The sequence below is a fragment of the Erwinia psidii genome, from assembly GCF_003846135.1.
Taxonomy (GTDB): Bacteria; Pseudomonadota; Gammaproteobacteria; order Enterobacterales; family Enterobacteriaceae; genus Erwinia; species Erwinia psidii.
Genome location: NZ_RHHM01000003.1, coordinates 151298 through 165110, shown reverse-complemented (window position 1 = coordinate 165110; position 13813 = coordinate 151298). Strand labels below are relative to the sequence as shown.

Genomic DNA, 13813 nt, shown 5'->3' with positions numbered 1-13813 from the left:
AAAGCACCGGTCAGTATTTCGCAAGTGTGCCGGTTGGTGGTGGCTCTGATCTGCTCGACACCTTATTTTAAGCGGAGTATCCTTTTCGCCTTACCGCAGCGAACGGGCTGCTCTGCTCAGGATGATACGATCTGATGCGTAAATTCTCTGTCTTTTTCATCTCTGCCCTGTTGGCGGGTGCTTTCTCTCCACAGGTTTTTGCTCACGCTCACCTTAAAAGTCAGTATCCGGCGGCAAATGCCAGGGTGACCGCCTCTCCGCAGGCGCTTACATTAACCTTCTCGGAAGATATCGAACCCGCCTTTAGCGGTGTTGACCTGACGGATGCCGGTCAGAAATCTGTGCCGCTGGCGAAAGCGCAACGGGCACCGCAACAGCATAATCAGATGATTGTGCCACTGGAAAAACCGCTGGTCAGTGGGCTTTATCAGGTTAACTGGCATGTACTCTCAACAGATGGCCATAAAACCAGCGGAACGTATAGCTTCAGCGTGAAGTGAGATGTCCTTCAGCCTGTTTTACATGCTCTGCCGCTGGCTCTATTTTTTGGCGCTGATGTCGTTAACCGGTTGTAGTGTTTTCAGTGCCGTACTGGCTCCGGTCAGATTCAGGCGCTATCTGCGGCAGAAGCTTCATCCTCTGCTGGTTGCCAGCGCCATTGCCGTGCTGTTGAGTATCATCATGCTATTTGCAGGTCAAACAGCGCTGCTGGCGGAGCGTTGGCAGGATTTACAGCATCTCTCGCTATGGAAGGCGGTATTGCAAACACACGTTGGTCGGGTCTGGCAATGGCAACTGATCGCTGCGGTGACAGGCGTGTTGGCGCTGTTTGCCCGCGACAGAGACAGGCCAACGGTGTGGTTATTAAGTGGTGTTGCCCAACTCATCGCGCTGGGATTTACTGGCCACGCAGCCATGTCTGATGGTATGACGGGCGTCATACATCGCACCAGTCAGGTGATACATCTGATGTCTGCCGCGTTTTGGGGCGGGGGGTTGATTCCGGTGCTGCTGCTGATGCACACAGCCCGCCAGCCTGATACCCGCTATGATGCGCTGAAAACGCTGATGTGCTATTCACGCTATGGTCATCTTGCTGTTGCGCTGGTTTTGCTGACCGGGATCCTGAATGCGCTGCTGATACTTGGCTGGCCACCGTCAGGTTTTCACCTTTACACCCAACTGCTATTGTTGAAAACGTCGCTGGTGGGCGGAATGTGCCTGGCAGCGCTGTTTAATCGTTACGTTCTGGTTCCCCGTTTTCAGCACCGTGGCGACAGTGTTCGTTACGTCTTTATCCTGACCACGCTGGCAGAAATTTTACTTGCCGCGTTGGTGGTGCTGCTGGTCAGCGTGTTTGCCACGCTCGAACCGGCCTGAATTATGTTTTTTTACTGCCTGCCGAGGCATTTATCCAAAGAGGTTTGCTACACCATGAAAAAACTGGCCAGTCTGATCATTGCCCTGAGTTTTTGTTCCAATGCGATGGCCGCCGGGATCATTACCGTCAGTCGTTTTGAAATGGGAAAAGATAAATGGGCGTTTGACCGGGAGGAGGTGATGCTGACCTGTGCCAAAGGTAACGCATTGCTGGTGATCAACCCCAGCACCCTGATGCAATATCCTTTAAATGACAAGGCGGAACAGATGATTAGAAATGGTCAGATGAAAGGGCAACCCGTCAGTGTGATCCGGATTGACGATCCGCAGCATCCCGGTCAGAAAAAGGATCTTACCCCTTTTATCGAACGTGCCAGGACGCTGTGCGACTGAGCTGGCCGTTTTGCAGGGACGATCACAGCATTGAAAACCTGCAATGTTGATGTTGCCAGGCGGCTGGAAAACCTGCATAACCTGTCTATCTTTTAAAGTGCGGGGCTTTTAGCCCGCATCAATGCCAACTTTTAGCGCACGGCTCTTAAACGGAGCCATTTCCCTGGGCCGGAGAGCAGGAATCGTCTTCGGCCTTTTTTTAACAGGTTGTCCTTATCCCCTGACGGGAAGCCTGCTCACATTTCTTCCTCAGGTTCTCCGCGGCGTTACATATTTTCACTGGCTCAGATTTATCCGTCATAAATGGTTGCCCCTGTCACTCTGATGCAGATGTCACAGGGTGTGGAACGCAGAGCAAACCGTTCACACTGTAAACAGCTTGCCGTCCCGAACCAGTTCACGCGGATAACTGTTTTTAAGCCTGTTACCCACTTTTTTAGCCAGGCCAATGGGTTGCTGCTGACAGGTGACGATTATTTCCTGAGCAGGCAGGGCGCGATCAGGGTAAATATCGCGTCCACGATACCACTCCTCCGCTTCTGTTGCGCTTAACTCAAACCGGTTATCTGCATGGGGGTGGGCCAGCGCAATCACGGCTTCATGCTGCCAGCGATAGCCTTTTGGAAAAACGTCTGCCACTTTCAGACCAATACGTGAAAAACGTACCTTACCGAACAGAGGCTCAAGGGCGCGGGGAAACAACCAACGTTCTTTATCCCGCTGCCACAGGCCGTAGGTGCTGTTGTCCCAGTGCAATCCTGCCTTACTGGCTGCCCTGACTATCATCTGATTTTCAGCGGTTCTGACCGGCGTGAAGGGAAATTTGCCGACGTTATATCCCGGCTGCGGCAGGGGAGGAACGGCGTGGCGCTTACGCAGTCTGGCGACAAAAAAACCTTCACTGTCATAAATTTGCGGGAAAACATGCAGGAAACCTTCTTCAGTGCAGGCATGCTCCGCCCCCGGAAACAACGAATCAAGTGGCTCAATCTCCACCGCGCCGGGAAAGGTGGCCATCAGCCAGGCGATCACCTGTTGGTTTTCGCTGCGATTGAGCGTGCAGGTGGAGTAAACCAGCGTGCCGCCGGGACGAAGCGCGTGAAAGGCACTGGCAATCAACTCCCGCTGTGTGGCCGCAATCTCTGCGATACTTGCAACCGTCCAGTTGCGTAGCGCATCTGCGTCTTTTCGGATTACCCCTTCACCGGAGCAGGGGGCGTCCAGCAAAACAGCGTCGAAAGCCTCCGGCAGCGCCGCGCCAAAAACCCGGCCATCAAAGTGCGTCATGGCGACATTACTGACGCCGCAGCGGCTGAGATTGGCATGAAGCACTTTTACCCGGCTGGCCGAATACTCGTTAGCCAGAATGCCACCCTGGCTGGCCATTCTGGCCGCAATCTGTGTGGTTTTGGAGCCAGGCGCGGCCGCCATATCCATCACGCTTACTGGTTCCGGGCAACCGGCAAACAGGGCGGTTACCGGCAGCATTGAGCTGGCCTCCTGGATATAGAACAAACCGGAGAGGTGTTCAGCCGTGCTGCCCAGGGGCAGGCGATCGCTGTCATCACGCGACAGCCAGAAGCCCTCTTCACACCAGGGAATGGGCGTCAGTGTCCAGCCATACGGTGCGACCAGATGCAGAAAATCGGCCACGCTGATTTTTAGCGTATTAACCCGCAGACTGCGACGCAGGGGTTGCTGGCTGCTGGCGATAAACTGGTCAAACTGGTCTGCGTCAGGTAAAAGTTCACGCATCTGAGCAAGAAAGGCATCAGGAAAGTGTACGGATGAAGAGGATGAAGACACTGGGATCGTTCCGTCTGGCAAACAAAGTGGGGCGAGTTTAGCACATTCGCCAGCGGGAAAAAAAAACGGGTGGCCCGACAGGCCACCCGTTACCGTTAATCCGCGGGGAGTGCTGTGCCCCATTTGCGCCAGTCCTTCGGTTCTTCATCCTCCAGAATGAAATGTTTCCCGGAAGCAGCCTGAGGTGCCAGCGGGATGGTCGGCGGGGTGGCGAAGGCGATGCCGCCCTGAATAAATTGCTGGAAGGTGCCGGTTTTCACCACGCCGCCAGTCAGTCCGAATCTGAGGTTATAGCCAGAGGCCAGCCAGAATACGGAGTTGTTACGCACCAGGTGCTGGTACTTTTTACTGATGCGCAGGGTGATTTGCACCCGATCGGACATGGTCCCCAGTGAGGTGTTGGTTACCGTTCCCACTTCAATACCCCGGAACAACACGGGGGTACCCACTGACAGGGAGCCGCCTTCCGGGGCATCCATCACCACATTCAGCCCGTCGAGATAACGTGCGTCAGTAATGGTTGATTCCTGCAATTCAAAACTACGCTGACCGTGCCCTTTACCCGGATCAACATTGATATAAGGCTGAAGCAGGGTATCAAGGTGGTTGACGCCGGCAGCGGAGATCTCGGGGGATACCACTGAAAAACGGCTACCCACGCGGGCAAAATCCTGCACATATTCGGGATAAAGCACCGCTTTGGCGATGACCTGTTTTTTATCCTGGCTGAGGGCCAGCGATTCAAGTTGGCCAATGGTTATCCCCAGATAGCGAACCGGCATACCGGGAGAGAGCTTACTGGCATCAAAGGTGCGCAAGGTAATCTGACTGCCCACCGCACGGGCGGCAGTCTCTGAGTCATAGAGCACGCGCTTATCTTTGTCGGTCAGGCCGACACCCGCGCCGGTCAGATTGTCGAAACTGATTGCGCCTTTCAGCGCGCGGTTAAGCGGGGAAGCCTGTACGGTGAGACCGCTGCCGTTCAGCTGCACGCGGGCACCCCCTTCAGACCAGAACACGCTGTTCGCTGTCAGCAGATTACGGTACTGCGGTTTGATATGAACCCGCACATCGAACTGGTTAGCTTGTGGTGTCACATCGACGATTTCACCGACCTGGAATTTGCGGTACAGCACCACCGAACCGGCCTGAATATCAGGCAGACTGTTAGCGGTCAGCGTTAGCGTGGCGGGTAGCTGGCTGGTGGTGATGCCTTCTGCTGCTTTTTCCGCATTTGCATAGAGTGGATAGGTATTTTTCAGGCTGCCTTTGCTTCCCGGATCGAGGCGAATGCCGCCATCAACCCATTCTCGCGCGCTGGCACCCAACACCTCCACCCCGTCGAGGCCAAATTTCACGTCAAGGCGGCTGTTGATGATAAATTTACTGTCTCCATGTACCAGGTGACGGTAATCAGGACCGATAGCGATAGTGAAACTGACGCCTTTTTCATTCAGCTGACGGCTGACCACCTGACCAATCTGCATGCCGTGCAGCACCACCGGTTGCCCGGCATCGATGCCATAACTTTCAGGCGCCGTCAGGTTGATTGCCAGCGTGGCGGGCTGTTGAAGCAGCGATTGATTGCTTTTCAGTACGGTAAAATGATCCTGTGGTTGCCCTTCTCCGGGGATCAGTTCCAGCGTGTTACCGGTCAACAGGCTGCTGAGGCTGGTGTCCGTCAGGCTGACTTTTGGGCTACGCATTTCAATCCGCGTGCCGGTTCGCATCAGCCCGGTAACCGAGGGATCGATGGTCAGTTCACCCGTTACTTTGCCATCCGGTTGCAGTGCCATACCGGTGAGCGTGCCGACTTCCAGCCCCTGATAGAAAAGCGGCGTACTGTTTGCTTTAAGATTTTTTCCGTCAGGCAGATCGAGTGTGATAATCACCCCGCGCTGACTGTGGGCCAGATCCGGGTAGAGATTATAGTTGTCATCGGTCTCTGCCCGAGGCGAAGCGCCGGGAGAGTCAAAGGCAATCGCGCCATTGACCAGCGCCGCCAGGCTCTCCAGCTGAATTTTCGCGCCGCTAAGGCCAACATCGGCTTTCACGCCGGAAACGTTCCAGAAACGGCTGTCCTTTTTCACCAGATTGGTAAAACGTCGTTCAATCAGCACGTCTATTGTCACACCCTGATTTCCGGGATTAATACTGTAGTCATACACCCGACCCACCGGAATCTTACGGAAATACACCAGCGAACCGGAATTCAGCGATCCCAGATCTGAGGTGTGCAGATGGATCAGCATTTCGCCCGTATTGACACGGTATTTAGGCTGAGTATCCAGCGCGACAAATGTCTCCCGCGGTTTACCTTTGCCGGGCATCATGCCGATGTAGTTACCGCCAACCAGGGCATCCAGCCCGGATACCCCAGCCAGAGAGGCCTTTGGTGTCACCAGCCAGAACTGGGTATCCTCCCGTAGCGCATCCTTCATATCGCTTTTGATACTGGCTTTGATTTTGATGGTGCGCAGATCGTCAGTCATGCTGATACCCTGCACCATTCCCACTTCAACCCCCTGATAACGTACAGGCGTTCTGCCCGGCACAATGCCGTCCGCAGAGGCGAAATCGATGGTGATGGTGGTGCCCCGTTCCTGATAATTGGTCCAGACCAGCCAGGCCGCTATCAGTAACGCAATAAAAGGCAGCAGCCAGAAAGGGGAAATCATGCGCCGGCGTTTGATGTGGGCGCTAGTCGGTGTAGTCGGCGTTTCCTGTTGCATGTGCATCCCAAAGTAAACGGCTATCCAGCCACTCGACGGCAAGGATAGTGAGTATAACCGCTGAACCAAAATAGAAGGCAGCCGGTCCCATAGTAAAAGCCAGCAGCTGATCACGATTGACCAGCGACATGGTTAACGAAATAACAAACAGATCGAGCATTGACCAACGGCCCACCCAGGTGACAGCCCTTAACAAACGCACCCGGGTTTTCAGGCCCTGCTCACAGTTAAAATGAATGCTGAGCAACAGGGTGAGCAGTACAATCACTTTGGTAAATGGCACAAGGATACTGGCAATAAAAACCACGATGGCGACAGGCACATTGCCGGAAGCCAGTGACATAATGCCGGAGAGGATGGTGTCCTGCTGTTTTGCACCATTAAGATAAATAACTGAAATAGGGAGTAAATTAGCCGGGATCAGCAACACGATGGAAGAGATTAACGCCGCCCAGGATTTTTGCAGGCTGTGACGACGGCGGAAATACAGCGGCGTATGGCAGCGTGGACAGCGGCCGCTGGCATCCGGCAGGCCAGTATGATGGCAACTCAGACAAACCTGCAACTGCTCAGGAGCGACCGCAGGCTGTTGCTGGGGATAAAAACGGTGCCAAAGCTGTTCAACATTGGTGTGGATAAGGGTTATCAGACTCAGCAGCGTGAGCGACACAAACGCAATCAGCCCGGGGCCGGGAGTGATATCGGCGTAGTCCTTTACCTTTATCGTGGCCACGGCAATGGCAATCAGATATATATCCAGCATTACCCACTCTTTCAGCCGCTCAAGCATCAGCAACACCGGACGCAGATTCATCCCCAGCTTATGACCAAACCAGAGCCAGGCAAAAGAGGCCACCAGCGTGGCCGGTGCGCCAACGGTACAAAAGGCGACCATAGAGGCGGTGACAGCATCGCCCTGTTGCGCCATTTGCAGGATCCCCTCCAACAGGCTGGCATGTATGCTGATGCCGAGCAGATGGACAGTGAGCAGTGATTCGTTGAAAGCGAAGGGCATCAGCAGCAGCATGGTGACGGCCATTGCCATCAGTCTGGTCATCGACCAGTCCCGTCCGTTAAGGATCCTGGCATTGCAGCGCGGACAGTGAGCCGACCGATCGGATTTAACATCTGGTAAGGAAAAAAGGCTATCGCATTGGGGACAACGCTGATAACGTGCCTGAGGCAGAGCATGGCTGATGGCGTGTATTTTCATGATCCTGAACAGGCTGCTTTAGGCCCGGGCAACACAGGTGCAGAGCCGGGTTATGTTTTTGGGTCGCCATAGCGATAAACTGACCCATCCTGGTCACGGTTACTAAGTCCTACCGGATAAGGTTATATTAACTAACGGAATCATTCACCTTGTCTGATGGTAAATTTAATGCTTATTTTAACAGCCGGGATCAAATTTGATACCGGCAGGCATTTTCATAATGGTTAAACGATGACAAAAGCAACATTTTATTCGGACCTGAATCGCGATTTACGTGCACTGATTGCCGGGGAGACCAGTTTTCTGGCGGCGATGAGCAACTGCAGTGCGCTTTTATATGAGCGTCTGGACGGTGTAAATTGGGTGGGATTTTATCTGTTGACTGAGGTCAACACTCTGGTCCTTGGTCCTTTTCAGGGCAAAATTGCCTGTGTGCGCATTCCGAACGGGAGAGGGGTGTGTGGTACGTCCATAGCCGAAAACCGTATTCTGCGGGTGGATGATGTACATGCTTTCCCCGGCCACATCGCCTGTGATGCTGCCAGTAACGCCGAAATCGTACTGCCGTTAGAGGTTAACGGCCAGATTATCGGCGTGCTGGACATTGACAGTGTGGAATATAACCGCTTTGACAGCGATGATGAAGCGGGGCTGTCAACCCTTACTGCCACGCTATGTGAAGTGCTTACTGGCTCTGATGTGGAAAAATTTCTTCATATGAAACGCAGCTAAAGCGCTGGTTAACGTAGCATTTGCCGATGGTGTCATTATAATGACGCCTGTTCATGCCTTCGGCTTGTTGGCAACCCGTTGTAATCAGGAAATTTCATGGAAAATCAACCCAAGTTGAATAGCAGCAAAGAAGTTATCACCTTTCTGGCCGAGCGTTTTCCCCAGTGCTTCAGTGCAGAAGGCGAAGCACGCCCGCTCAAAATCGGCATCTTTCAGGATCTGGTCGAGCGTGTTCAGGGCGAAATGGGCCTGAGTAAAACCCAGCTCCGTTCTGCACTGCGGCTCTATACATCAAGCTGGCGTTATCTTTACGGTATCAAAGCCGGTGCAACCCGTGTTGATCTCGACGGAAACCCTTGTGGTGTGCTTGACGAGCAGCATGTGGAACATGCCCGTAAGCAGCTTGAAGAAGCGAAAGCACGTGTTCAGGCCCACCGTGAGCAGCAGCTGGCTAAGAAACGTGAAGCGGGCGCAGAATCGTCTCCCCGTCGTCCCCGTAAACCTGCGAATAAACCTGCTACAGAAGGTGAACCGGCTCGTCAGACACGTAATAAGCCGCAACCCAACGTGCCAGAGCATAAACCTGCTGCCATGCGCGATCGCTCACCACGTACTTCGCCGGTTACCGATACCTCCGCGCTTCAGGTGGGTCAAAACATTAAAGTCACGGCAGGGAAAAATGCGATGGAAGCGACCATTCTTGAGGTCACCAAAGATGGCGTCCGGGTACGGTTGACTTCTGGCCTTGCAATGATCGTACGCGCAGAACACTTGCAGTTCTGAGACGGAGGCCAATCAGGGCATGAACACTATTTTCAGAATGACCGTTATCGCCGGAATGTTACTGGCAGGTAACGTATTTGCTGCCGATATCATTACGCGCGCAGATCAAATTCCTCAGCTGCATCAGGAAGCACAGCATGTGACCGTCAGTGAACGGGTCACTTCACGTTTCACCCGCTCGCACTATCGTCAGTTTGATCTGGACCAGACATTTTCAGAGAAGATATTTGCTCGCTATCTTAATCTTCTTGACTACAACCACAATGTCCTTTTGGCCTCTGATGTTGACCAGTTTGCCAGCAAAAAAAGCACGATTGGCGATGAACTGAAAAGCGGCAAGCTGGATGTATTCTATGACTTATATAATCTTGCACAGCAACGTCGTTTTGAGCGCTATCAGTACGCGCTGACCGTTCTGAACCGCCCAATGAATTTTAGCGGAAACGACACGATTGATATCGATCGTAGTAAGTCTCCGTGGCCAAAAAGCACCACTGAGCTTAATCAGCTGTGGGATGCTAAAGTCAAATATGACGAACTGAGCCTCAGGCTTGCGGGGAAAAACGAGAAAGACATTCGCGACGTGCTGTCCAAACGCTATCAGTTCGCTATTCGTCGTCTGACGCAGAGCAACAGCGAGGATGTTTTCCAACTGGCAATGAGCGCTTTTGCCCGCGAAATTGATCCCCACACCAGCTATCTTTCCCCGCGAAATACCGACCAGTTTAATACCGAAATGAGCCTCTCACTGGAGGGCATTGGTGCGGTCCTTCAGATGGATGATGATTATACGGTGATTAATTCTATGGTGGCAGGTGGTCCGGCCGCCAAAAGCAAATCCATTACTGTAGGCGACCGTATTGTGGGTGTTGGCCAGCCCGGCAAACCGATAGTGGATGTTATCGGCTGGCGGCTTGACGACGTGGTGGCACAAATTAAAGGCCCCAAAGGCAGCAAGGTCCGCCTGGAAATACTGCCCGCCGGTAAGGGCACGAAAACCCGCACCGTCATTCTGACGCGTGAGAAGATACGCCTCGAAGACCGCGCGGTGAAGATGAGCGTGCATACCGTTGGCAAAGAGAAAGTGGGCGTACTGGATATTCCGGGCTTTTACGTTGGTCTGACCGATGACGTTAAAGTGCAGTTGCAAAAGCTGCAAAAACAGAACGTGGACAGCGTGGTCATCGATCTGCGTACCAACGGGGGGGGAGCACTAACGGAAGCGGTCTCGCTTTCCGGTTTGTTTATCCCGTCCGGTCCGATAGTTCAGGTACGTGATAACAACGGTAAAGTGCGCGAAGACAGCGATACCGATGGTGTCGTTTACTACAAAGGGCCACTGGTTGTGCTGGTCGATCGCTTCAGCGCTTCCGCATCGGAAATTTTTGCCGCAGCGATGCAGGATTATGGCCGTGCGTTAATCGTCGGTGAGCCTACTTTTGGCAAAGGGACCGTCCAGCAATATCGTTCGCTTAACCGTATCTACGATCAGATGTTACGCCCTGAATGGCCAGCGCTTGGTTCCATTACCTACACCATCCAGAAGTTCTACCGCGTTAATGGTGGCAGCACTCAACGTAAAGGCGTGACGCCCGATCTGTTGATGCCTACAGGCGTTGAGGTGGTGGAAACCGGCGAGAAGTTCGAAGACAACGCGCTTCCCTGGGACAGCATTAATGCCGCCAGCTACAGCAAAACCGGCGATTTAATACCGATTGAGCCGCAACTGCTTAAACTGCATCAGGAGAGGATCGCAAAAGATCCTGAATTCCAGTACATCATCAAAGATATAGCGCGTTTCAACGCGAATAAGGATAAGCGCAATATCATCTCTCTTAACCTCGCTGAACGTGAGAAAGAGAATCACGAAGATGATGCTTTGCGTCTGGAACGGATCAATGCCAGGTTGCAGCGAGAAGGTAAAAAACCGCTGGCGAAGCTTGACGACCTGCCTAAGGATTATAAAGAGCCAGATCCCTATCTGGACGAAACGGTGAATATTGCCAACGACATGGCGCAGCTTGAAAAAACACAGCCGCCCGCAACCGCAGCGAAATAACCTGAAGGCACAGCAGTAGCTGTGCTTTTTTTATCTCTCCTTTCGCTTTACCCCTTCAGCTTCACTTTTTTTTACGCGATGTTGACAGCACTTTTCAGCACCACATCAGTAAATAGCCGGAAAGTGTAAAGTTATGTCTTTTTAATAAGTTAAACAGTTTGAAAACTTGAAATGTTTCACTATGCCCATAGGATGGTGGATGTTCTGAGCAATTTTTGTTAACTGAGGAAGATGATATTTTATGATGCGTATTGCGCTTTTCCTGTTGACCAACCTGGGGGTGATGTTGGTCTTCGGGCTGATACTCAGCCTGACAGGGATCCAGTCAAGCAGTGTACAGGGCCTGATGATCATGGCGGGTCTGTTTGGCTTCGGCGGTGCGTTTGTTTCACTGCTGATGTCTAAATGGATGGCGTTGCGTTCCGTTGGCGGTGAGGTTATCGAACAGCCACGTAACGACACTGAACGTTGGTTGGTGCAGACCATTGCACAGCAGGCGCAGCAGGCAGGTATTGCCATGCCGCAGGTTGCTGTCTATCACGCGCCTGATATCAACGCGTTTGCAACCGGTGCGCGTCGTAATGCGTCGCTGGTGGCGGTTTCCACCGGGCTGTTGCAGAACATGAGCCGCGACGAAGCAGAAGCGGTGCTGGCTCATGAGATTAGCCATATTGCTAACGGTGATATGGTGACTATGACGCTTATCCAGGGCATCGTTAACACCTTCGTGATCTTTATATCGCGTATCATTGCCCAGATAGCGGCTGGTTTTATGTCTGGCGACCGTGATGAGGGTGAAAGCAGCAACGGTAACCCATTGGTTTACTTTGCGGTATCTATGGTGCTGGAGCTGGTTTTTGGCATCATCGCCAGCATTATCACCATGTGGTTCTCACGTCATCGGGAATTCCATGCCGACGCCGGCTCTGCCAAACTGGTTGGCCGTGAAAAAATGATTGCGGCGCTGCAACGTCTGAAAACCAGCTATGAGCCGCAGGAAGCCAGTACCATGATGGCGTTTTGCATTAATGGTAAATCGAAATCCTTCAGCGAGCTGTTTATGTCACATCCTCCGCTGGACAAGCGCATCGAAGCACTGCGTAGCGGACAGTACATTAAATAGCGGTTGTGTCCGTCTGAAGTAATATCAACACCCTGCCAGTTGCTGACAGGGTGTTTTTTTATGATGGGATATGTGGCGTCCGGGCAATACGCAGCGCGCTGACCACGGCGGCAGTGGCAGCAAAGCCAGCGGCGGTTAACAGCGAGGCATGAGTACCCTGTGTATCAAACAGGTTAAACATCAGCGCAACCAGTGCCGCACCGCTGGTCTGGCCAAGCAGGCGTGCAGTGCCCAGCATACCGCTGGCTCCGCCGCTGCGATGCCGTGGCGCGGAAGAGATAATGGTGTGATTATTCGGCGACTGAAATAAACCAAACCCGGCTCCACACAGCGCCATCCGCCAGATAATATTCAGATCGTCAGGTGAGGCAGGCAGCAGCGCCAGTGAGAACAGGCCACAGGCGAACACTGTCAGCCCAATGGCGCCGAGCAGGCCAGCATGGCAGTGTTCGATCAGCCTACCCGCGACAGGGGCCATCACCATGGTTGCCAGCGGCCAGGGCGTCAGAAGCAGTCCGGTTGCCACCTCATCACGCGCCAGCACGTTTTGCAGGAAAAAGGGTAATGAAACCATTGCCAGCATTTGCGCACAGAATGAGCAGACGGAAGTCCCTATCGACAGCGAAAAAATCGGCATACGCAGCAAATCAACCGGTAGCAGGGGGAAGGCCATATTGAGCTGACGGCGAATAAAGAAAAAGCCGATCACCAGCAATCCGACTAATTCAACGATGGTCAGCCAGCCGTTCTGGCGTTGAGCAAAGCCACTTAGCGCAGAAATCAGCAGACCAAAAGTCAGTGCATTCATCACGGCACTGGGAATGTCGAAGCGCTGTTCTTTGTTTTTTTGCGTGTTGTCCGGCAGGAAACGGCAGGCCAGAAAGAGTGCCAATAATCCGACCGGAATATTGATCAAAAACAGCCATTTCCACGAGGCGACAGACAGTACCGCAGCAGCCACCGTCGGTCCTGCTGCGGTGGAAACGGCGACAATCAGCGAGTTGATTCCCATCCCCCGGCCAAGATAGCGCTGTGGATAGATGATCCTTATTAACGCGGTATTAACGCTCATCAGTGCCGCGCCCCCAAGGCCCTGCATTACCCGGGCTAATGTCAGCATCCCCAGTGAATCTGACAGCGCACAGAACAGCGAAGTACAGGTAAACAGCACCAGACCGCATTGATAAATGCGGCGGTAGCCGAGAATATCACCCAGAAACGACAGCGACAGAAGCGAAGTGATGATCGCCAACTGGTAAGCATTAACGATCCAGATTGATTCTGCCGGGCTGGCGCTTAACTCGCGGGAAATGGTGGGGAGGGCGACGTTAGCAATGGCCCCATCCAGTACGGCGACGATAATACCCAGGGCTATCGCCATGATGGCACCGTAACGTTGTGGTACGGGAAGGCCGTCCTGCTGAGAAGTTAGTGACATAGTTAAGGATAGTAAAAGAAGTGAATATTATTATGCTAAAGGTTTTCCGCAACAATTGCAGTGAAAACCCGGTAAAAACCATCAGCAAATGTGAATTCGCCCGTTGAGAGCAGACGTTGCAACATTCGTGCAGCAAAACGTATACTGGGAATGG

Annotated in this window: 11 protein-coding genes; 7 read left to right on the top strand and 4 right to left on the bottom strand. The window is 53.0% G+C overall.

Annotated elements, in window-relative coordinates; all coding sequences use genetic code 11:
- Positions 1-134: 134 nt before the first annotated feature.
- Genes yobA through EB241_RS05355 form a run of 3 tightly spaced genes read left to right on the top strand, consistent with a single transcriptional unit; the run spans position 135 to position 1773 of the window.
- Positions 135-500, top strand: a complete 366-nt coding sequence (gene yobA / locus EB241_RS05365; RefSeq protein WP_124232183.1) for a CopC domain-containing protein YobA — start codon at positions 135-137, stop codon at positions 498-500.
- Between the two features lies 1 nt (position 501).
- Positions 502-1380, top strand: a complete 879-nt coding sequence (copD, locus tag EB241_RS05360) for a copper homeostasis membrane protein CopD (protein WP_124232182.1) — start codon at positions 502-504, stop codon at positions 1378-1380.
- Positions 1381-1434: 54 nt separating this feature from the next.
- Positions 1435-1773, top strand: a complete 339-nt coding sequence (locus EB241_RS05355; protein WP_124232181.1) for a YebY family protein — start codon at positions 1435-1437, stop codon at positions 1771-1773.
- Positions 1774-2136: 363 nt separating this feature from the next.
- Here EB241_RS05355 and rsmF read toward each other — a convergent pair whose 3' ends face one another.
- The 3 genes from rsmF to yebS all read right to left on the bottom strand — a co-directional run bounded on the left by rsmF (position 2137) and on the right by yebS (position 7524).
- A complete protein-coding gene (gene rsmF / locus EB241_RS05350) occupies positions 2137-3579 on the bottom strand; it encodes a 16S rRNA (cytosine(1407)-C(5))-methyltransferase RsmF (RefSeq protein WP_267431720.1) in 1443 nt (480 codons plus the stop codon).
- Positions 3580-3674: 95 nt separating this feature from the next.
- On the bottom strand, positions 3675-6311 hold the full coding sequence (locus EB241_RS05345) for a PqiB family protein (RefSeq protein WP_124232179.1): 2637 nt from the start codon (positions 6309-6311) through the stop codon (positions 3675-3677).
- Positions 6280-7524, bottom strand: a complete 1245-nt coding sequence (gene yebS, locus EB241_RS05340) for a membrane integrity lipid transport subunit YebS (protein ID WP_124232178.1) — start codon at positions 7522-7524, stop codon at positions 6280-6282. Before yebS ends, EB241_RS05345 begins: the two co-directional genes overlap by 32 nt.
- A 231-nt stretch (positions 7525-7755) precedes the next feature.
- Here yebS and EB241_RS05335 point away from each other — a divergent pair, with 231 nt between their 5' ends.
- From EB241_RS05335 to htpX, 4 genes are all read left to right on the top strand, one after another.
- Positions 7756-8256: a GAF domain-containing protein gene (locus EB241_RS05335; RefSeq protein WP_124232177.1), complete on the top strand. Its 501-nt coding sequence runs from the start codon at positions 7756-7758 to the stop codon at positions 8254-8256.
- 96 nt (positions 8257-8352) lie between these two features.
- Positions 8353-9039: an RNA chaperone ProQ gene (proQ, locus tag EB241_RS05330; protein WP_124232176.1), complete on the top strand. Its 687-nt coding sequence runs from the start codon at positions 8353-8355 to the stop codon at positions 9037-9039.
- Positions 9040-9058: 19 nt separating this feature from the next.
- Complete coding sequence (gene prc / locus EB241_RS05325) at positions 9059-11098, top strand: carboxy terminal-processing peptidase (protein ID WP_124232175.1); 2040 nt, start codon at positions 9059-9061, stop codon at positions 11096-11098.
- A gap of 241 nt (positions 11099-11339) precedes the next feature.
- Entirely contained in the window at positions 11340-12221 is an 882-nt protein-coding gene (gene htpX, locus EB241_RS05320; RefSeq protein WP_124232174.1) for a protease HtpX, read from the top strand.
- 58 nt (positions 12222-12279) lie between these two features.
- Here the strand turns inward: htpX and EB241_RS05315 are convergent, their stop codons facing one another.
- Positions 12280-13659, bottom strand: coding sequence for an MFS transporter (locus EB241_RS05315; protein WP_124232173.1), 1380 nt, complete (start codon positions 13657-13659; stop codon positions 12280-12282).
- Positions 13660-13813: the final 154 nt, after the last annotated feature.